19 protein-coding genes are annotated in these 19410 nt (G+C 69.9%); 16 read left to right on the top strand and 3 right to left on the bottom strand.

Annotation, left to right across the window (positions count from 1 at the left end; all coding sequences use genetic code 11):
- Positions 1 to 113: 113 nt before the first annotated feature.
- The 4 genes from AB6L24_RS34915 to AB6L24_RS34930 all read left to right on the top strand — a co-directional run bounded on the left by AB6L24_RS34915 (position 114) and on the right by AB6L24_RS34930 (position 3803).
- The gene (locus AB6L24_RS34915; protein WP_016639100.1) at positions 114 to 767 is read left to right on the top strand and encodes a response regulator transcription factor; all 654 of its coding nucleotides are present in this window, start codon (positions 114 to 116) and stop codon (positions 765 to 767) included.
- Positions 768 to 772: 5 nt separating this feature from the next.
- Positions 773 to 2074, top strand: coding sequence for a sensor histidine kinase (locus tag AB6L24_RS34920; RefSeq protein ID WP_405662128.1), 1302 nt, complete (start codon positions 773 to 775; stop codon positions 2072 to 2074).
- A gap of 393 nt (positions 2075 to 2467) precedes the next feature.
- A complete protein-coding gene (locus AB6L24_RS34925) occupies positions 2468 to 2764 on the top strand; it encodes a DUF4193 domain-containing protein (RefSeq protein WP_030357326.1) in 297 nt (98 codons plus the stop codon).
- A 13-nt stretch (positions 2765 to 2777) separates the two neighbouring features.
- Positions 2778 to 3803 (top strand): hypothetical protein, encoded by a 1026-nt coding sequence (locus AB6L24_RS34930; protein ID WP_380860336.1) that lies wholly within the window; start codon positions 2778 to 2780, stop codon positions 3801 to 3803.
- 90 nt (positions 3804 to 3893) lie between these two features.
- Here the strand turns inward: AB6L24_RS34930 and AB6L24_RS34935 are convergent, their stop codons facing one another.
- Positions 3894 to 4340, bottom strand: coding sequence for a DUF3093 domain-containing protein (locus AB6L24_RS34935; RefSeq protein WP_405662130.1), 447 nt, complete (start codon positions 4338 to 4340; stop codon positions 3894 to 3896).
- A gap of 58 nt (positions 4341 to 4398) precedes the next feature.
- Here AB6L24_RS34935 and AB6L24_RS34940 point away from each other — a divergent pair, with 58 nt between their 5' ends.
- The 12 genes from AB6L24_RS34940 (at position 4399) to AB6L24_RS34995 (ending at position 17565) form a co-directional block, all read left to right on the top strand.
- Positions 4399 to 4983, top strand: a complete 585-nt coding sequence (locus AB6L24_RS34940) for a PaaI family thioesterase (protein ID WP_405662132.1) — start codon at positions 4399 to 4401, stop codon at positions 4981 to 4983.
- 20 nt (positions 4984 to 5003) lie between these two features.
- The gene (gene dut / locus AB6L24_RS34945) at positions 5004 to 5510 is read left to right on the top strand and encodes a dUTP diphosphatase (RefSeq protein ID WP_405663540.1); all 507 of its coding nucleotides are present in this window, start codon (positions 5004 to 5006) and stop codon (positions 5508 to 5510) included.
- Between the two features lies 1 nt (position 5511).
- Entirely contained in the window at positions 5512 to 6285 is a 774-nt protein-coding gene (locus tag AB6L24_RS34950) for a DUF3710 domain-containing protein (RefSeq protein ID WP_030357321.1), read from the top strand.
- Positions 6286 to 6635: 350 nt separating this feature from the next.
- Entirely contained in the window at positions 6636 to 6725 is a 90-nt protein-coding gene (kdpF, locus tag AB6L24_RS34955) for a K(+)-transporting ATPase subunit F (protein WP_033264828.1), read from the top strand.
- Between the two features lie 8 nt (positions 6726 to 6733).
- Positions 6734 to 8398, top strand: coding sequence for a potassium-transporting ATPase subunit KdpA (gene kdpA / locus AB6L24_RS34960; protein ID WP_405662134.1), 1665 nt, complete (start codon positions 6734 to 6736; stop codon positions 8396 to 8398).
- Positions 8395 to 10557 carry a potassium-transporting ATPase subunit KdpB gene (kdpB, locus tag AB6L24_RS34965; protein WP_405662136.1) on the top strand — a complete coding sequence of 721 codons (2163 nt, stop codon included), beginning with the start codon at positions 8395 to 8397 and terminating at the stop codon, positions 10555 to 10557. The genes kdpA and kdpB overlap by 4 nt, the downstream gene beginning before the upstream one ends.
- Positions 10558 to 10562: 5 nt before the next feature.
- Positions 10563 to 11294, top strand: a complete 732-nt coding sequence (locus AB6L24_RS34970) for a potassium-transporting ATPase subunit C (RefSeq protein ID WP_405662138.1) — start codon at positions 10563 to 10565, stop codon at positions 11292 to 11294.
- 195 nt (positions 11295 to 11489) lie between these two features.
- Complete coding sequence (locus AB6L24_RS34975; protein ID WP_405662140.1) at positions 11490 to 12716, top strand: alginate lyase family protein; 1227 nt, start codon at positions 11490 to 11492, stop codon at positions 12714 to 12716.
- A gap of 234 nt (positions 12717 to 12950) precedes the next feature.
- Complete coding sequence (locus tag AB6L24_RS34980) at positions 12951 to 15497, top strand: ATP-binding protein (protein WP_405662142.1); 2547 nt, start codon at positions 12951 to 12953, stop codon at positions 15495 to 15497.
- Between the two features lie 74 nt (positions 15498 to 15571).
- On the top strand, positions 15572 to 16255 hold the full coding sequence (locus AB6L24_RS34985; RefSeq protein ID WP_087886167.1) for a response regulator: 684 nt from the start codon (positions 15572 to 15574) through the stop codon (positions 16253 to 16255).
- Positions 16256 to 16398: 143 nt separating this feature from the next.
- On the top strand, positions 16399 to 16809 hold the full coding sequence (locus AB6L24_RS34990) for an OB-fold nucleic acid binding domain-containing protein (protein ID WP_078619604.1): 411 nt from the start codon (positions 16399 to 16401) through the stop codon (positions 16807 to 16809).
- A gap of 3 nt (positions 16810 to 16812) precedes the next feature.
- Complete coding sequence (locus tag AB6L24_RS34995; protein WP_405662145.1) at positions 16813 to 17565, top strand: DUF3159 domain-containing protein; 753 nt, start codon at positions 16813 to 16815, stop codon at positions 17563 to 17565.
- 408 nt (positions 17566 to 17973) lie between these two features.
- Here the strand turns inward: AB6L24_RS34995 and AB6L24_RS35000 are convergent, their stop codons facing one another.
- Positions 17974 to 18642 carry a TrkA family potassium uptake protein gene (locus tag AB6L24_RS35000; protein ID WP_030357312.1) on the bottom strand — a complete coding sequence of 223 codons (669 nt, stop codon included), beginning with the start codon at positions 18640 to 18642 and terminating at the stop codon, positions 17974 to 17976.
- Positions 18642 to 19310 (bottom strand): TrkA family potassium uptake protein, encoded by a 669-nt coding sequence (locus AB6L24_RS35005; RefSeq protein ID WP_030357311.1) that lies wholly within the window; start codon positions 19308 to 19310, stop codon positions 18642 to 18644. Before AB6L24_RS35005 ends, AB6L24_RS35000 begins: the two co-directional genes overlap by 1 nt.
- Positions 19311 to 19410: the final 100 nt, after the last annotated feature.

Below are 19410 nucleotides of genomic sequence, written 5' to 3' on the forward strand. Positions count from 1 at the left end.
GAGGCCGCCTTACAGCCGGTTTATGGCCGAAAGGGGCAGGATGGAGACCTCACTCCACGTACAGGCCTGCCCAGGCGCGTCCGCGCGCCGGGCACAGAGGAAGGACAAGCGACGTGCGCGTACTCGTCGTCGAGGACGAGCAGCTGCTCGCCGATGCGGTGGCCACCGGACTGCGCCGGGAGGCCATGGCAGTCGACGTCGTGTACGACGGCGCGGCCGCCCTGGAACGCATCGGCGTGAACGACTACGACGTGGTCGTCCTGGACCGCGACCTGCCCGTCGTCCACGGCGACGACGTCTGCCGCAAGATCGTCGAGCTCGGCATGCCGACGCGCGTCCTGATGCTCACCGCGTCCGGCGACGTCAGCGACCGCGTCGAGGGCCTGGAGATCGGCGCGGACGACTATCTCCCCAAGCCCTTCGCGTTCAGCGAGCTCACCGCCCGGGTGCGCGCCCTCGGACGGCGGACCAGCGTGCCGCTGCCGCCCGTCCTGGAGCGCGCCGGCATCAAGCTCGACCCGAACCGCCGCGAGGTGTTCCGCGACGGCAAGGAGATCCAGCTCGCGCCCAAGGAGTTCGCCGTCCTCGAGGTGCTGCTGCGCAGCGAGGGCGCCGTCGTCTCCGCGGAGCAGCTCCTGGAGAAGGCCTGGGACGAGAACACGGACCCGTTCACGAACGTCGTCCGGGTGACCGTCATGACCCTGCGCCGCAAGCTCGGCGAGCCCGCCGTCATCGTGACGGTGCCGGGCTCCGGCTACCGGATCTGAACGCGGTGGCCGCGACGCCCGCGCCCCCAGGGGCGCCCCCGAAGCCCACCTGGGACCCGAGGAAGATCGACGCACCCTTCCCGTGGCTGCGCCCGACCATCCGGATACGGCTCACGCTGCTGTACGGCGGGATGTTCCTGATCGCGGGCATCCTGCTGCTCTCGATCATCTACCTCCTCGCCGCGCAGGCCCTGAACACCGGCAACGAACCGCTTTTCAAGATCGTGGGCGGCCGGGAGATCCGGGTGACCAGCGACAACTGCCCGCAGGCCTCCTCGGGCAACCTGCTGATCCCCGAGTTCAACGCCGCGATCAGCGCCTGCACCGACCACCAGCGCCAGGTCGCCCTGGACAACCTGCTCAGCCGCTCGCTCCTCGCCCTGCTCGGCCTCGCGGTCATCGCCTTCGCCTTCGGCTACGCGATGGCGGGCCGGGTGCTGTCCCCGCTCGGCCGGATCACCCGCACCGCGCGCGCGGTGGCGGGCTCGGACCTGTCCCGCCGCATCGAGCTGGACGGCCCGGACGACGAGCTGAAGGAGCTGTCGGACACCTTCGACGAGATGCTGGAGCGCCTGCAGCGCGCCTTCACGGCCCAGCAGCGCTTCGTCGGCAACGCCTCGCACGAGCTGCGCACACCCCTGGCGATCAACCGCACCCTCCTCGAAGTGCACCTGTCCGACCCCGGCGCACCCGTGGAGCTGCAGCAGCTCGGCAAGACGCTGCTCGCCACCAACGAGCGCAGCGAGCAGCTCGTGGAGGGCCTGCTGCTGCTCGCCCGCAGCGACAACCAGATCGTGGAGCGCAAGCCCGTGGACCTCGCGGAGGTCGCCGACCGCGCCGTCGACCAGGCGCTGTCCGAGGCCGACGCCAAGGGCGTGCAGATCCGCGGCGAGCGGGGCCCGGCGGTCGTGCAGGGCAACGGCGTGCTCCTGGAGCGCATCGCGCTGAACCTCGTGCAGAACGCCGTGCGTTACAACGTGAAGAGTGAAGAGGGGCAGGGCGAAGCCCTTCAGGACAAGGGTGGTGGCGGGAGACGGGAGGGCGGCTGGGTCGAGGTGACGACGGAGGCCCAGCACGGCCAGGCCGTCCTCGTGGTGACCAACACCGGCCCCGTGGTGCCCGCGTACGAGATCGACAGCCTCTTCGAGCCCTTCCGCCGCCTGCGCACCGAGCGCACCGGCAGCGACAAGGGGGTCGGTCTCGGCCTGTCCATCGCCCGGTCGGTGGCGCGGGCCCACGGGGGCCGTATCATCGCGGAGCCGCGCGAGGGGGGTGGGCTCGTGATGCGAGTCACCCTGCCGATCTGAGATGCTGCCGCACAAGCGCCAGGATGTTCGCTTTACGCGGAATTTTCGGGACCTGATCTCCGAGGATTCCTGTGTGATCGATCACAGGAGCGATTTTTCGGCCATCTACTCTCCGTGACCGTCGAAGTCGCCGGAAAGCCGGGAAAATCCGGGTTTTCGGGGGTCTTGATCACGGGAAGTACTCGGGGTGGCGCCCGTGAAGTGCGACATTCGGACCGTGTACGGTCCCGATCGCCATCCAAACCGATCACCTCTTCAGGGGTGCGGTTGGGTGTCGATTGAGTAACAGACCTTGATGTGAGGCAAAATCTCCGCCTCAGGTCGGGCACAAGTCCGGCCTCTCACGCGTTACGTGCGCTGAGACACCGCAGACACCCAGAGGGGGAGAGCGACATGGCAACGGACTACGACACCCCACGCAAGACCGACGATGACGTCAACGAGGACAGCATCGAGGAGCTGAAGGCCCGGCGGAACGACAAGTCGACGTCGTCGGTAGACGTCGACGAGTTCGAGGCCGCGGAAGGCCTGGAGCTGCCCGGCGCGGACCTGTCCAACGAGGAGCTCGCCGTGCGCGTGCTCCCCAAGCAGCAGGACGAGTTCACGTGCATGAGCTGCTTCCTGGTGCACCACCGCAGCCAGTTGGCCCGGGAGAAGAACGGCCAGCCGATCTGCCGCGACTGCGACTGAAGCGGGGTCGGCCGTGACAGGCTCGACCCCGCCCAGGAAGCACCGCTTCCAGGACCAGGGAGCGGACGCGGACGCGCCCGAGCGCGCGTCGGAGGCCGAGCGGGGCCCTGAGGCCTCGCTCGACCCTGCCGGCACCCCGTCGCACGGCGACGGCGCCACAGGGGCACAGGACGCCGCTGAGGCGGCTTACGAGGCGGTTCCCGCGCTGGTGCGCGGTTCCGCCCTGGCAGTGCCGGAGACGGCCGCTCTCGCAGCGGCGGACAGGGAGTTCGACGGGGAAGGCACGGAGACGGACGAGCAGGGGGCCCGCGGCAAGGGCCGCCGCCTCACCGCCGTCACGAACGGACTGAAGAACGGCGTGCGCCGCGGCGGGCGCAGCGCCAAGGCCGGCATCGGCTATCTCGCCGACCGGATCATCGAGAACGCCCCGCGGGTCCCGGTCCGCGACCTGGCGACGCTCCGCAAGCAGTTCCCGGGCCTCGGCCCCGAGCAGCTCGCGGACAAGCTCATCGCCGGGGCGGCGAACGCGACCTCCACGGTGGGCGCCGGAGTCGGCGCGGCGGCGATGCTGCCCGTGCCGCCCGCCATGCCCGCCGAGCTGGCCGCCGAGATCACCGGCGTCGCGGCCATAGAGCTGAAGCTCATCGCGGAGCTGCACGAGGTCTACGGCCGCCGGCCCGAGGGCAACCTCAAGGAGCGCAGCGCCGCGTATCTGCGCGCCTGGACCGAGGAGCGCGGCATCGACGTGGTCAAGCCCGCGTCGATCAACGCGGCCCTCGGCAGCCACATGAAGCGGGAACTGCGCCAGCAGATCATGAAGCGGATGGTGCGCAACCTGCCGAACCTGCTGCCGTTCATGGTGGGCGCGGCGGTCGGCGCCGTGATGAACCGCAGGGACACCAAGAAGCTCGCCGAGCGTGTGCGGACGGACCTGCGCCGGACTCAGGTGCCGTGGGACGCGCTCGAGGGCCTGCCGCCCCTGGAGGCCCCCGTCGACCCGCTGCGGCTCGGGCACAAGCCCAAGGAGCTCGGGGGCTGAGAGTCCTGGCCCGCGGCGTCCCAGGAGGGCCGCTCGGGGCCGGACGCCGCCACGGCGGGGGGACAGGGGCCCGTCGAGGGGCCCGGTGCGCTACGCCGCGCGTACGGCGTTCAGGGCCGCCGCCAGGCCCTCGGGGTTCCGCGTCGACAGATACACGTACGGAGTGGGGTCCTCGGGGTCCGTCACCTCTACCCGCAGGGCCGTAGGGATGTAGCTGCGCAGCACCATGAACGCCCGCGGGTCCGCCTTGTAGGTCCGCCAGGCGCGGGCCTCGGCCTCGTCCAGGGGCTCGGCCGCCCCCAGCGCCGTCACCGGGATCTTCGCGTCCCCCGCGACCAGGGAGCCCGCCACGACACGGATCCGCACGGCGCCGTACGCGCTGGTGAGGACCGCCGCCAGGGCCGTGCCGCCGACCAGGCCGCCGAGGAGGGGCAAGGTGCCGAACGGGAGCATCGTCAGGCCCGCCGCGACTCCGACGAGGACCGAGACGAGCCACCACGAACGGGGCGCGGTCAGGCGTTCTTCGTAAGGCTGCATGAAGCCAAGCTTGGCACGGTGCGCGACGGCCGCTGACGCGGAGGTAAGGTCTGCGCCTGTGAGTGGTACATCAGCAGCTCTGACACCCCCGGCGGACGCCATACGCCCCGCCCGCCACCCGGACGCACCCGCGCCCGGCGAGCTCATCGGCGCGCACTACGAGCACTGTTTCGGGTGCGGGGGAGGGCAGGCCCACGGGCTGCACCTGGAGGCGCGGGCCGGTGAGGGCGTCGCCGTCACCGCCGAGTTCACGGTGCGCCAGGCGCACCAGGGGGCGCCGGGGCTCGCGCACGGCGGCGTGCTCGCCACCGCGCTCGACGAGACGCTCGGCTCCCTGAACTGGCTGCTGCGGGTGATCGCCGTGACCGGGCGGCTCGAGACGGACTTCCGGCGGCCGGTTCCGGTCGGCACGGTGCTGTTCCTCGAGGCCGAGGTGACGGCCGTGGCCGGACGGAAGATCTATTCGACCGCCACCGGCCGGATCGGCGGGCCCGAAGGTCCCGTCGCCGTGCGTGCCGAGGCCCTCTTCATCGAGGTGAAGGTGGACCACTTCATCGAAAACGGCCGCCCGGAGGAGATCCGCGCGGCCATGAACGACCCGGACCAGATCCGGCGCGCCCGCGCCTTCGAGGTGAACCCGTGACCCACCCTGCCCCTTTGGACGTGCTGATCCGGCGCGTCGACCCCGACGTACCGCTGCCGTCGTACGCGCAGCCCGGCGATGCCGGCGCCGATGTGCGGACGACCGAGGCCTGCGAACTGGCGCCCGGTGAACGGGCGGTGCTGCCGACGGGGGTTTCCCTCGCGCTGCCCGAGGGGTACGCGGCCTTCGTGCACCCCCGGTCGGGCCTCGCCGCACGCTGCGGTGTCGCCATGGTGAATGCCCCGGGGACGATTGATGCCGGGTACCGTGGGGAGATCAAGGTGATCGTGGTGAATCTCGACCCGCGCGAGAGCGTGCGGTTCGAGCGCTTCGACCGGATTGCCCAACTGGTCGTCCAGCAGGTCGAGAAGGTGCGCTTCCAGGAGGTGGCGGAGCTTCCCGGCTCGGTGCGGGCCGAGGGGGGATTCGGGTCCACCGGAGGCCATGCCGCCGTGGGCGCCAGCGCCGATGAACAAACGGGTGGGAATCGATACGCGTCGGTCGTATCCGACCGGGAAGGACAGTGACGTGTTCGGACGTCGCAAGAAGAGCGGTGCCGCCGAGGACGCGGCGAGCGAGGCCGAGCAGGTCGTCGACGGCATCGACAACGAGGATGCCGAGGACACTGAGGGCGCTGAGCCGCAGCGGGTGAGGCTGGAGCCGGAGCCGCGCCCCGACGGTCCCTGGGACGTCTCCGAGGTCCGTGAGCCCGGCGAGGGCCGGGTCGACCTGGGCGGCCTTTTCGTGCCGGGGGTCGAGGGCATGGAGCTGCGCGTGGAGGTCGCCGGCGACGCGATCGTCGCGGCCACCATCGTGCTGCAGGACAGCGCCGTGCAGCTGCAGGGCTTCGCCGCCCCCAAGCGCGAGGGCATCTGGGGCGAGGTCCGCGAGGAGATCGCCTCGGGCATCACCCAGCAGGGCGGTGTCATCGACGAGGTCGAGGGTCCGCTCGGCTGGGAGCTGCGCGCACAGGTGCCGGTGCAGCTGCCGGACGGCACGGGCGGCTTCCAGGTCGTCAGGTTCGTCGGTGTGGACGGGCCGCGCTGGTTCCTGCGCGGTGTGATCTCCGGGCAGGGGGCCGTGCAGCCGCAGGCCGCGGGCCTGCTCGAGCAGATCTTCCGGGACACCGTCGTGGTCCGCGGCGAGGGTCCGATGGCCCCGCGCGACCCGATCGTCCTGAAGCTGCCGGACGACGCGCAGATGGTGCCCGAGGGCGTCCAGCAGGAGGACCAGGAGACCTCCCGGTTCTCCGGTGGCATGGGCCAGCTCGCGCGCGGTCCGGAAATCACCGAAGTACGCTGACGATCCGGCCGCCGGTGCGTGCGGGCGGGTGATCGCGGGGCGCCGTGCAGGCGGTCCTGGTTGATCGGAAAAGTTGCGGGCCGATGGGCCGCACTCCCTTATGAGGGGGTGCGGCCCATCGGTGTTTTCCCAGGTGGAAACGGAAGGCGTAAGAGAGTCGTCAATGCGGCGCCAATGCCCGTAAGGGAGGTGTCAACGGCGATCGAAACCCGCCAGCGAAGCGGTTTCCTCAACACGTCAGTAATTCCGAATCTCATCTAGGAGCACACGATGGCCGACGTGGCCTTCGTCGTCACCACTATCGCGGTCTTTGCGCTGGTGGCACTCGTTGCCAAGGGGGTGGCGAAGCTGTGACCGCCGAAAACATCGTCGGCCTCGTCGTGGCCGTCGCCCTGCTGGGCTATCTCGTCCTCGCCCTTGTGTTCCCGGAGAGGTTCTGAGTCAACAAATGAGTCCCGTCCTCGCTGGTGTGCTCCAGCTGCTCGCGCTCGTCGCCGCACTGGCCCTCGCATACCGTCCCCTCGGCGACTACATGGCCAAGGTCTACTCCTCCGACAAGCACCTGCGCGTCGAGAAGTGGATCTACAAGGGCATCGGTGCGAACCCCAACACCGAAATGCGCTGGCCCGCCTATCTCCGCGGCGTGCTTGCCTTCTCCGCGATGAGCGTGCTGTTCCTGTACCTGCTGCAGCGGCTCCAGGGCTCGCTGCCCGGCTCGCTCGGCTTCCAGGCCATCGACCCGGACCAGGCGTTCAACACGGCGGCCTCGTTCGTGGCGAACACCAACTGGCAGTCGTACTACGGCGAGCAGGCCATGGGCCACGTCGTGCAGACCGGTGGCCTCGCGGTGCAGAACTTCGTCTCGGCCGCCGTCGGCATCGCCGTCGCTGTGGCGCTGGTGCGCGGCTTCGCGCGCTCGCGCACCGGTGAGCTGGGCAACTTCTGGGCCGACCTGGTCCGCGGTGTCGTCCGCATCCTCATCCCGATCTCCGTCATCGGCGCGATCGTCCTGGTCGCCTGCGGCGCGATCCAGAACTTCTCCGGCATCCACGGCGTCGGCCAGTTCATGGGCGGCGAGCAGCAGTGGAACGGCGGCGCGGTCGCCTCGCAGGAGGTCATCAAGGAGCTGGGCACCAACGGCGGCGGTTACTTCAACGCCAACTCCGCCCACCCCTTCGAGAACCCGAACCCCCTCTCGAACCTCTTCGAGATCTTCCTGATCCTGGTCATCCCGTTCGCCCTGACCCGGACCTTCGGCAAGATGGTCGGCTCGGTCAAGCAGGGCTACGCGATCCTCGCCACGATGGCGACGATCTGGATCGGCTTCACCGCGCTGATGATGTGGACCGAGTTCCACCACGGCGGCCCGGCGTTCGACCTCGCGGGCGGCGCGATGGAGGGCAAGGAGACCCGCTTCGGCATCGGCGGCTCCTCGCTCTTCGCGACGAGCACCACGCTCACCTCCACCGGCGCGGTGAACTCCTTCCACTCCTCGTACACCGGCTTCGGCGGCGGGATCACGATGCTGGGCATGCAGCTCGGCGAGATCGCGCCCGGTGGTGTCGGCTCCGGCCTCTACGGCATGCTCATCATGGCGATCATCGCGGTCTTCATCGCGGGTCTCATGGTCGGCCGTACGCCGGAGTACCTGGGCAAGAAGATCGGCACCCGTGAGATCAAGCTCGCGGCCTGCTACATCCTCATCACGCCCGCGCTCGTCCTCGGCTTCACGGGTGCCTCGATGGCCCTGTCCACGCCGAAGGACTCGATGCTCAACAGCGGCGCGCACGGCTTCTCCGAGATCCTGTACGCCTTCACCTCCGGCGCCAACAACAACGGATCGGCGTTCGCCGGTCTGACCGCGGACACACAGTGGTTCAACACCACGATCGGTCTCGCGATGCTGCTCGGCCGGTTCCTGCCGATGGTGTTCGTCCTCGCGCTCGCCGGTTCGCTGGCCGAGCAGAAGCCGATCCCGGCCACGGCGGGCACGCTCCGTACCGAGAAGCCCCTGTTCACGGGCCTGCTGGTCGGCACCATCATGATCATCACCGGTCTGACGTACTTCCCGGCGCTCGCGCTCGGGCCCCTCGCAGAGGGTCTCGCGTCATGACAACCGACACCAGGAAGCAAGAGGAGCCCGGCTCCATGACTCCCACGCCCACAGCCACTCCCACCCGGGCGCCGCACCAGGATGTGCCCACCGGGCACAAGCCCGAGGACGGCAAGGTCGGCGGTGGCCTGTTCGACCCCAAGCAGTTGCTGAAGTCGTTCCCGGACGCCATCAAGAAGCTCGACCCGCGGGTGATGATCAAGTCGCCCGTCATGTTCGTCGTCCTCGTCGGCTCGGTGCTCACCACCGTCCTTGCCTTCAAGGACCCGGGCGACTGGTTCGGCTGGGCGATCGCCGCGTGGCTGTGGCTGACCACGATCTTCGCGAACCTCGCGGAGGCCGTGGCCGAGGGCCGCGGCAAGGCCCAGGCCGACACCCTGCGCAAGGCCAAGACGGACACCGTCGCGCGGCGCCTGTCCGCCGACGGCGGGCCCGGCAAGAAGGAAGAGCAGGTGCCCGGCACCGAGCTCAAGATCGGTGACCTGGTCGTCTGCGAGGCGGGCGACGTGATCCCCGGCGACGGTGACGTCGTCGAGGGCGTGGCCAGCGTCGACGAGTCGGCGATCACCGGTGAGTCGGCTCCGGTCATCCGTGAGTCCGGCGGCGACCGCTCGGCCGTCACCGGAGGTACGAAGGTCCTCTCCGACCGCGTCGTCATCAAGATCACGACGAAGCCCGGCGAGACCTTCATCGACCGGATGATCAATCTCGTCGAGGGCGCGGCCCGGCAGAAGACGCCCAACGAGATCGCGCTGAACATCCTGCTCGCCTCGCTGACCATCGTCTTCCTGCTCGCCGTCGTCACGCTGCAGCCGTTCGCGGTGTACGCGGGCGCGGAGCAGTCCATGATCGTGCTCGCCGCGCTCCTGGTCTGCCTGATCCCGACGACCATCGGCGCGCTGCTCTCCGCGATCGGCATCGCGGGCATGGACCGCCTGGTCCAGCGCAACGTCCTCGCGATGTCCGGCCGCGCGGTGGAAGCCGCAGGTGACGTCTCGACGCTGCTGCTCGACAAGACCGGCACCATCACCCTCGGCAACCGCCAGGCCGCCGAGTTCGTGCCGGTGCGCGGCACCACCGAGGCCGAGGTGGCGGACGCCGCCCAGCTGTCCTCGCTGGCCGACGAGACGCCCGAGGGCCGCTCCATCGTGGTCCTCGCCAAGGAGAAGTACGGCCTGCGCGAGCGTCACCAGGGCGAACTGGTGGACGCCGAGTGGATCGCCTTCACGGCTCAGACCCGGATGTCGGGTGTGGACGTGGACGGGCGCAAGGTCCGCAAGGGCGCGACCGGCTCGGTCGTGGCCTGGGTCGAGGAGCGCGGCGGCACCGTCACGCCCGAGGCGCAGGAGCTGACCGACAAGATCTCGCAGGCGGGCGGCACGCCGCTGCTCGTCGCCCTGGAGGACACCGAGGGCGCCCGCGTGCTCGGCGTCATCCACCTCAAGGACGTCGTCAAGGAGGGCATGCGCGAGCGGTTCGACGAGCTGCGCCGCATGGGCATCAAGACCGTCATGATCACGGGTGACAACCCGCTGACGGCCAAGGCGATCGCCGACGAGGCGGGCGTGGACGACTTCCTCGCGGAGGCCACGCCCGAGGACAAGATGGCGCTCATCAAGCGCGAGCAGGCCGGCGGCAAGCTGGTCGCGATGACGGGCGACGGCACCAACGACGCCCCGGCGCTCGCGCAGGCCGACGTCGGCGTGGCCATGAACACCGGCACCTCGGCCGCCAAGGAGGCCGGGAACATGGTGGACCTGGACTCCAACCCGACCAAGCTCATCGAGATCGTGGAGATCGGCAAGCAGTTGCTGATCACCCGCGGTGCCCTGACGACCTTCTCGATCGCCAACGACGTCGCGAAGTACTTCGCGATCATCCCGGCGATGTTCGCGGTGGTCTACCCGGGCCTGGACAAGCTCAACGTCATGGACCTGTCCAGCCCCAAGTCCGCGATCCTGTCGGCCGTCATCTTCAACGCGCTGATCATCGTGGCCCTCGTGCCGCTGGCCCTGAAGGGCGTGCAGTACCGGCCGATGAGCGCGGACCGGATGCTGCGGCGCAACCTCGGCATCTACGGGCTCGGCGGTCTGGTGGCGCCGTTCATCGGCATCAAGATCATCGACCTCATCATCTCCCTCATCCCCGGAATCGGTTGATCGCCATGAACAAGTCCGTAGGAAACACCGCGCGGTTGCTCGGCGCCGGGCTGCGGGCCCTGCTCGTGCTCACGGTGATCTGTGGCGTGATCTACCCGCTGGCCGTGACGGGCGTCGCCCAGGCCCTGTTCAACAACAAGGCCAACGGCTCCGAGATCAAGGACGGCGGCAAGGTCGTCGGGTCCGAGCTGATCGGACAGCGCTACGACCTGCCGCTGAAGAAGGGCCAGGAGACCCCGGAGCCGGACCTGAAGTGGTTCCAGCCCCGGCCGTCCAACGGGCTCGGCGCGAACAGCGTGAACACGCAGTACAAGCTGATCCTGTCCGGCGCCACCAACCTGTCCGGCGACTCCGGTTCCATGAAGGAGGGCGGCAAGAAGGACGGCAAGGAGGTCTGCGACCCCAAGGCCGAGGAGGGCCTGTGCGCCCAGGTCCTCGCCGCCAGGGACGCCGTCATCAAGGACAACCAGACGGCCGACTACAAGGTCAAGCCCTCGGACATCCCGGCGGAGGCCGTGACCTCCTCGGGCTCCGGCCTCGACCCGCACATCTCCCCGAAGTACGCCGACCTCCAGGCCCACCGCGTCGCGGACAAGAACGGTCTGGACGTCAAGCAGGTGGAGAAGCTGGTCGACGACCACACCGACGGGCGGATCCTCGGCTTCATGGGCGAGCCGCGGGTGAACGTCCTCAAGCTGAACATCGCGCTGAAGCACTTGGTGGCGGAGAAGGGCTGATCGGCGCAGGAGCCGGTGGTGGGGAACCGGCTCCCCCTCTCAACCGCCTTGCGGCCCCCCGTGGTCCGGTTCGCCGGACCACGGGGGGCCTTCTTCATGCCTTGACGGAAGTCAGGTCCGTACCTATGGTCACCGTTCAACACGCGTGTTCAGACAGGCACTTGAGGTTCACATACACGAACGGATGGCCTCTTCATGGCGCCCACCCCCACACCCGTACGCCACCGCCGCAGACCACGCCCGGCCCTCCTCGCGACCGCGACCACCGCCGTCGCCGCCCTCGCCGCCACCCTGCTCGCCTGGCCCGGCATCGACCGCGCCGACGCGGCCCCCGCCACCTTCGCGCACCCCGGAGTGACCGTCTCCAAGAGCCAGTTGGACTTCACCCGCGAGAAGGTGAACGCGGGCGCCCAGCCCTGGAAGGGCGCCTACGACCAGATGATGGGGAGCAAGTACGCCTCCCTCTCGCGCACCCCCAAGCCCCGCGCGATCGTCGAGTGCGGCTCGTACTCCAACCCCAACCACGGCTGCACCGACGAGCGCGAGGACGCGATAGCCGCGTACACCACCGCCCTCGCCTGGTACCTCACCCGCGACGAGCGGTACGCGAAGAAGTCGATCGAGCTGATGGACGCCTGGTCCGGCACCATCAAGGACCACACCAACAGCAACGCCCCGCTCCAGACCGGCTGGGCCGGCTCCTCCTGGCCCAAGGCCGCGGAGATCATCAAGCACACGTACACGGGCACCTGGGCGAATTCCGGGCGCTTCGCGACCATGCTGCGCAACGTCTACCTTCCGAAGATCATCAACGGCTCCCACTCCAACGGCAACTGGGAGCTGTCGATGATGGAGGCCGCGATCGGCATCTCCGTCTTCCTGGAGGACAAGGCGTCGTACGACAAGGCCATGGCGAAGTTCCGCACGCGCACCGCCGCCTACGTCTATCTGCCCTCCGACGGCGCGCTGCCCAAGACCGTGCCGAGCCAGAACCTCAACACCCGCGAGAAGATCGTCAAGTACTGGCAGGGGCAGGGCACGTTCGTCGCCGGGCTCACCCAGGAGACCTGCCGCGACTTCACGCACACCGGCTACGGCATCTCCGCCATCGCCCACGTCGCCGAGACCAGCCGCATCCAGGGCCAGGACCTCTACGGCACGGACGTCGGCGAGCGGCTCCAGCACGCGCTCGGCTTCCAGGCCAAGTACGAGCTGGGCGAGGCGCCCCCCGGATGGCTGTGCGGCGGCTCCGTGCACCGCGGCCTCGGGCCCGTCACGGAGGTCGGCTACAACGCCCTGCACAACCGGCTCGGCGTGCCCATGGCCAACACCCAGCGGCTCACCGAGCGGAACCGTCCGGCCGGGTCGAACAACCTCTTCGTGGCCTGGGAGACGCTGACGCACGGGGACAATCCACGCTGATCCGTGTGGACCGGGGCCGCTCCGCTCGCCGGGGCGGCCCCGAGCGCTGTCCACGGCCCGCCCGGGAGCCCGGGGCGGCCGAAAATGGCGGCTTTCGCCCCGCCCCGGACGCGCTGGGGGGCATCAGGGTTGCGTCAAGGAGCCTCAGGAAGGTCGGCCTCATCCGATTTGCCGTAATTATTGGCCGTAAGGTCGACGCTGCGTACACAGCAGTTTCAGGAAGACAATGAGGCCATGGCACGCGGCAAGCTACGGATCTACCTCGGTGCGGCACCGGGCGTCGGCAAGACGTACGCCATGCTCGCCGAGGCGCACCGTCGTATCGAGCGGGGCACCGACTGCGTAGTGGCCTTCGTGGAGCACCACAACCGTCCGCGCACGGAAGTGATGCTGCACGGCCTGGAGCAGGTCGCCCGCAAGGAGCTGGAGTACCGCGGCTCGCAGTTCACCGAGATGGACGTCGACGCCGTGCTGCGCCGTGCCCCCGCCGTCGCCCTGGTGGACGAGCTGCCGCACACCAACGTGCCCGGCTCGCGCAACGCCAAGCGCTGGCAGGACGTCGAGGAGCTGCTGGAGGCCGGCATCGATGTCATATCGACCGTCAACATCCAGCACCTGGAGTCCCTCGGCGACGTCGTCGAGTCGATCACCGGCGTACGGCAGCGCGAGACGGTGCCGGACGAGGTGGTGCGCCGGGCGGACCAGATCGAGCTGGTCGACATGTCGCCCCAGGCGCTGCGGCGCCGGATGGCGCACGGCAACATCTACAAGGCCGACAAGGTCGACGCGGCCCTGTCCAACTACTTCCGCCCCGGAAACCTCACCGCCCTGCGCGAGTTGGCGCTCCTCTGGGTGGCCGACCGGGTCGACGAATACCTCCAGCAGTACCGCGGCGAGCACAACATCCGCTCCACCTGGCAGGCCCGCGAACGCATCGTCGTCGGCCTCACCGGCGGACCCGAGGGCCGCACCCTCATCCGCCGCGCCGCCCGCATGGCGGCCAAGGGCTCGGGCAGCGAGATCCTCGCCGTCTACATCGCCCGCAGCGACGGCCTCACCGCGGCCTCGCCGAAGGAGCTGGCCGTCCAGAGGACCCTCGTGGAGGACCTTGGCGGAACCTTTCATCACGTCATCGGCGACGACATCCCGGCGGCCCTGCTCGAGTTCGCGCGCGGCGTCAACGCCACCCAGATCGTCCTCGGCTCCTCGCGCCGCAAGTCCTGGCAGTACGTCTTCGGACCCGGCGTCGGCGCCACCGTCGCCCGCGAGTCCGGGCCCGACCTGGACGTCCACATCGTCACGCACGGCGAGGTGGCCAAGGGGCGAGGGCTGCCCGTGGCACGCGGCGCCCGGCTCGGGCGCTCCCGGATCATCTGGGGCTGGCTGGTCGGCATCGTCGGACCCGCGCTCCTGACGCTGCTGCTCACCAACATCGACGCGGACCTCGGTCTCGCCAACGACATGCTGCTGTTCCTGACGCTCACGGTGGCGGCGGCCCTGCTCGGCGGTCTCGTCCCGTCCCTGGCGTCGGCGGCGTTCGGCTCCCTGCTCCTGAACTACTACTTCACCCCGCCGCTGCACCAGTGGACGATCTCCGACGCGAAGAACATCGTCGCGATCGTCGTCTTCGTGTCCGTGGCGATCTCCGTGGCCTCCGTCGTGGACCTCGCCGCGCGCCGCACCCACCAGGCGGCACGGCTGCGCGCCGAGTCCGAGATCCTCTCCCACCTCGCGGGCAGCGTCCTGCGCGGCGAGAACAGCCTGGACTCGCTCCTGGAGACCGTCCGCGAGACCTTCGCCATGGAGTCCGTGGCCCTGCTCGAACGCGAGAGCGACGTGACGCCGTGGACCTGCGCGGGCAGCGTCGGTGCCCGCGCCCACGTCGGCCGCCCCGAGGACGCCGACGTGGACGTGCCGGTCGGCGACCACATGGCGCTCGCCCTGAGCGGCCGCGTGCTGCCCGCCGAGGACCGCCGCGTCCTCGCCGCGTTCGCCGCGCAGGCCGCCGTCGTCCTGGACCGCCAGCGCCTGCAGACCGAGGCCGACCAGGCCCGCACCCTCGCCGAGGGCAACCGCATCCGCACCGCCCTGCTCGCCGCCGTCAGCCACGACCTGCGCACCCCCCTCGCCGGCATCAAGGCCGCCGTGACCTCGCTGCGCTCGGAGGACGTGGAGTGGTCCGAGGAGGACCAGGCCGAGCTGCTCGCGGGCATCGAGGCGGGCGCCGACCGCCTGGACCACCTGGTGGGCAACCTCCTGGACATGTCCCGGCTGCAGACCGGCACGGTCGCCCCGCTGATCCGCGAGATCGACCTCGACGAGGTGGTCCCGATGGCCCTCGGCGGCGTCCCCGACGGCAGCGTCGTCCTCGACATCCCCGAGGAGCTGCCCATGGTCGCCGTCGACAAGGGCCTCCTGGAGCGCGCGGTCGCCAACATCGTGGAGAACGCCGTCAAGTACGCGCCCGCCGAGGAACCCGTGTTCGTCTCGGCGAGCGCCCTCGGCGACCGCGTGGAACTGCGGGTCGTCGACCGGGGACCCGGGGTTCCCGATGACGCCAAGGACCGCATCTTCGAGCCGTTCCAGCGCTACGGTGACGCTCCACGCGGAAGCGGCGTCGGCCTCGGCCTCGCGGTCGCCCGTGGCTTCGTGGAATCGATGGGGGGAACCCTCAATGCGGAGGACACTCCTGGTGGCGGCCTCACGATGGTGCTGACGCTGAAGGCGGCGGCCGGGCGACCGCCCGTCGTGCCGGACCTCTCCGCGCAGATGACCTCGTGACCGCCACCGAACGCCCCGTACGTGGCACCGAAAGCCGCGTCAGCGGCGCTGACAAGCCCGAAAGGCAGGTAGGAATGACCCGGGTGCTCGTGGTCGACGACGAGCCGCAGATCGTACGCGCCCTCGTGATCAATCTGAAGGCACGCAAGTACGAGGTGGACGCGGCACCGGACGGCGCCACCGCCCTCCAGCTCGCCGCCGCCCGCCACCCCGACGTGATCGTGCTCGACCTCGGTCTGCCCGACATGGACGGCGTGGAGGTGATCAAGGGGCTGCGCGGCTGGACGCGCGTGCCCATCCTGGTCCTCTCGGCCCGGCACAGCTCGGACGAGAAGGTCGAGGCCCTGGACGCCGGCGCGGACGACTACGTGACCAAGCCCTTCGGCATGGACGAACTCCTGGCCCGGCTGCGCGCCGCCGTCCGCCGCGCGGAGCCCACCGGTGCCGGTGAGGACGACGTGATGGTCGACACCGAGGACTTCACCGTCGACCTGGCCGCGAAGAAGGTCAACCGCAACGGCCGCGACGTACGCCTGACCCCCACGGAGTGGCACCTCCTGGAGGTCCTGGTGCGCAACGCGGGCCGTCTCGTCAGCCAGAAGCAGCTCCTGCAGGAGGTGTGGGGTCCCTCGTACGGCACGGAGACGAACTACCTCCGCGTCTACATGGCCCAGCTGCGCCGCAAGCTGGAGGCGGACCCGGCGCACCCCCGGCACTTCATCACGGAGCCCGGAATGGGATACCGGTTCGAGCGGTAGCGCGACCTGGGGGCCCGGGGGGTGGCGGGGGAGCGGTGGCCGGGATTCGCCGTAACGAGGCTTGACGCCCGCTCCGGGCGGGCATCAGCACAGGTGAGCGCACCCATTGCGGGGGCGCTGGTGACCACCGGTACGCTTCGGGTATGAGTGCTGTTCCTGGTTCTGCCCCTGGATCCGGCAAGCCGGCAGGCCGCTTCCGGCGCATGCTCGACCGGCTGTCGTCCTCCCAGGAGGACCTGGAGTCGCAGGAGCTGCGCGAGGACGCCGAGACGGCCGGGTGTACGCGCATCGGTGACTGCCACGACCGCGAGATAGTCACCGTTACTGGTACGTTGCGCACGGTCACCCTGCGGCCCCGCGCCGGCGTCCCCGCCCTGGAGGCGGAGCTGTTCGACGGCTCCGCCGCGCTCGACGTGGTGTGGCTCGGCCGGCGCTCCATCGTGGGGATCGAGCCGGGACGGCGCCTGATCGCGTCGGGGCGGATCTCCATAGACCGCGGCCGCAGAGTGCTCTTCAACCCCAAGTACGAACTCAGACCGCTCGGACGGGAGTAACCGGTGACGTCAGTCGACAAGCCGACCGACCAGGCCGTGGGCGACCGCCCGCAGGACGCGGAGGCCGCGCGTGCGGCCCAGGACGCCGAGACCAGGGCGCTCACCCAGGCCGCGCTGTTCGACGCGTTCGGCGGCATCCGCGGCACGGTCGAGACGATGGTGCCGGGCCTGCTGTTCGTGCTCATCTACACGATCAACAAGGACCTGCACCTGTCGGCCATCGCGGCCCTCGCCGTGGCGCTGATCCTCGTCGTGGTCCGCCTGGTCCGCCGGGACACCGTCAAGCACGCCTTCAGCGGTGTCTTCGGAGTCGCCTTCGGCGTGGCCTTCGCCATGTTCACGGGCAACGCCAAGGACTTCTATCTGCCCGGCATGATCTACGGCACCGGGCTCGGTGCGGCCTTCTTCCTCTCCGCGCTCGTCGGCTATCCGCTGCTCGGGCTGCTGCTCGGTCCCGTCTTCCGCGAGAATCTCTCCTGGCGCACCCGTAATCCTGGCCGCAAGAAGGCCTACACGAAGGCGTCGCTGGCCTGGGGTCTGATCTTCCTCGCCAAGTACGCCATCCTCTTCCCGCTCTACTGGTGGGCCGACACCGAGCAGCTCGGCTGGGTCCTGATCGCCCTCAAGCTGCCGCCCATGGTCCTCGCCGTCTACTTCACCTGGGTCTTCCTGGCGAAGGCGCCGCCTCCCATCGACGTCTTCGCTGAGATGGAGGCCGAGGAGAAGGCCGAGGCGGAGCGGCAGCGCCAGGCTTAGGCCTTCGCGGGGCGCCCCAGTCCCGCCCCTTCTCCGAAACCGGGGCTTCGCCCCTGGACCCCGTAGGCAGGTGTCCCGTGGCGGGTGGGACAGTCCTCCCTCGGATCGGCGCTTCGCGCCTCGTCCTCAAGCGCCGGACGGGCTGGAATACAGCCGGGGTGGGCCGGAAAGGTGCTGCGGGGCGGTCTGGCGACGTGCTGCGGGGTGGTCCGGCGAGGCGCTGTGGTGTGAGTCGTTTCGGGGCTGAAGGTGCCGGGCTGTTGGGCAGGCCGGTGCGAGTTCGGGCGGGTGGGTGGGGGAGAGCCCGTCCGGCGATTGAGGACGCGGCGCGGAGCGCCGGTTGTGGCGGTCACGCAGGTGGGGGCGCCGGAAGCATTCCGGCGCCCCCACCTGCGTAGAGCCCAGGGGCTAGACGTCGCGACGTACGGAGAGCAGATCCTCCAACTGCTCCTCCCGCGCCTGCGCGGCGACGAAGAGAAGCTCATCCCCCGCTTCGAGGGAGTCGTCCGGCGTCGGCGCGAGCACGCGCGTACCGCGGATGATGGTGACGAGCGAGGTGTCCTCGGGCCACTGGACGTCCCCGACGCGGGTGCCCGCGAGGGCGGACTCGGGCGGCAGCGTCAGCTCGACGAGGTTCGCGTCGCCGTGGCTGAAGCGCAGCAGCCGTACGAGATCACCGACGCTCACCGCCTCCTCGACGAGCGCGGACATCAGCCGCGGCGTGGACACGGCGACGTCGACGCCCCAGGACTCGTTGAAGAGCCACTCGTTCTTGGGGTTGTTGACGCGCGCGACGACCCGCGGGACGCCGTACTCGGTCTTGGCGAGCAGCGAGACGACGAGGTTGACCTTGTCGTCGCCGGTCGCGGCGATCACGACGTTGCAGCGCTGGAGCGCCGCCTCGTCCAGCGAGGTGATCTCGCAGGCGTCGGCGAGCAGCCACTCGGCCTGCGGGACGCGCTCGACGGAGATGGCCGTCGGCGCCTTGTCGACGAGCAGGACCTCGTGCCCGTTCTCCAGGAGCTCACCGGCGATGGAACGGCCCACCGCGCCCGCTCCGGCAATGGCGACCCTCATCAGTGACCGCCTTCCTCGGGGCCTTCGGCGAACGCGGCCTCGACCTTCTCCACCTCGTCGGTGCGCATCATCACGTGCACCAGATCGCCCTCCTGGAGCACCGTCTGCGACGTCGGCAGGACCGCCTCGCCGAGCCGGGTGAGGAACGCGACGCGCACGCCGGTCTCCTCCTGCAGCTGGCTGATCTTGTGGCCGATCCACGCGGCGGACGCGTGCACCTCGGCGAGCTGTACGCCGCCGGTGGGGTCGCGCCACAGCGGCTCCGCGCCGGACGGCAGGAGCCGGCGCAGCATCTGGTCGGCGGTCCAGCGGACCGTGGCGACCGTGGGGATGCCGAGACGCTGGTAGACCTCTGCGCGGCGCGGGTCGTAGATACGGGCCGCGACGTTCTCGATGCCGAACATCTCGCGGGCCACCCGGGCGGCGATGATGTTGGAGTTGTCGCCGCTGGAGACGGCGGCGAAGGCACCGGCGTCCTCGATGCCGGCCTCGCGCAGGGTGTCCTGGTCGAAGCCGACGCCGGTCACACGGCGGCCGCCGAAGCCGGAGCCCAGACGGCGGAATGCGGTGGGGTCCTGGTCGACGACGGCGACCGTGTGCCCCTGCTGTTCCAGGGTCTGCGCGAGAGCGGAACCGACTCTCCCGCAGCCCATGATGACGATGTGCACGTCGTTACCCCGCGCTCCTCATGGCCCTCGTGACCTGCGTAAATGCCCTACTCATGACTCTCGCCCTCGAATGTTCCCCGGGAATGCTCGAGTCCACGTT

Source organism: Streptomyces sp. RK9 (genome assembly GCF_045070545.1).
In the GTDB taxonomy this organism is placed as follows: Bacteria; Actinomycetota; Actinomycetes; order Streptomycetales; family Streptomycetaceae; genus Streptomyces; species Streptomyces alboflavus.

Bases quoted from the DNA above. Each gene is read 5' to 3' on its own strand.
- AB6L24_RS34985 (WP_087886167.1), top strand. From the start codon at position 15,572: ATGACCCGGGTGCTCGTGGTCGACGACGAGCCGCAGATCGTACGCGCC.
- AB6L24_RS34970 (WP_405662138.1), top strand. From the start codon at position 10,563: ATGAACAAGTCCGTAGGAAACACCGCGCGGTTGCTCGGCGCCGGGCTG.
- AB6L24_RS34935 (WP_405662130.1), bottom strand. From the start codon at position 4,340: ATGCAGCCTTACGAAGAACGCCTGACCGCGCCCCGTTCGTGGTGGCTC.
- kdpA (WP_405662134.1), top strand. From the start codon at position 6,734: ATGAGTCCCGTCCTCGCTGGTGTGCTCCAGCTGCTCGCGCTCGTCGCC.
- AB6L24_RS34980 (WP_405662142.1), top strand. From the start codon at position 12,951: ATGGCACGCGGCAAGCTACGGATCTACCTCGGTGCGGCACCGGGCGTC.
- AB6L24_RS35000 (WP_030357312.1), bottom strand. From the start codon at position 18,642: ATGAGGGTCGCCATTGCCGGAGCGGGCGCGGTGGGCCGTTCCATCGCC.
- AB6L24_RS34925 (WP_030357326.1), top strand. From the start codon at position 2,468: ATGGCAACGGACTACGACACCCCACGCAAGACCGACGATGACGTCAAC.
- kdpB (WP_405662136.1), top strand. From the start codon at position 8,395: ATGACAACCGACACCAGGAAGCAAGAGGAGCCCGGCTCCATGACTCCC.
- AB6L24_RS34990 (WP_078619604.1), top strand. From the start codon at position 16,399: ATGAGTGCTGTTCCTGGTTCTGCCCCTGGATCCGGCAAGCCGGCAGGC.
- AB6L24_RS34975 (WP_405662140.1), top strand. From the start codon at position 11,490: ATGGCGCCCACCCCCACACCCGTACGCCACCGCCGCAGACCACGCCCG.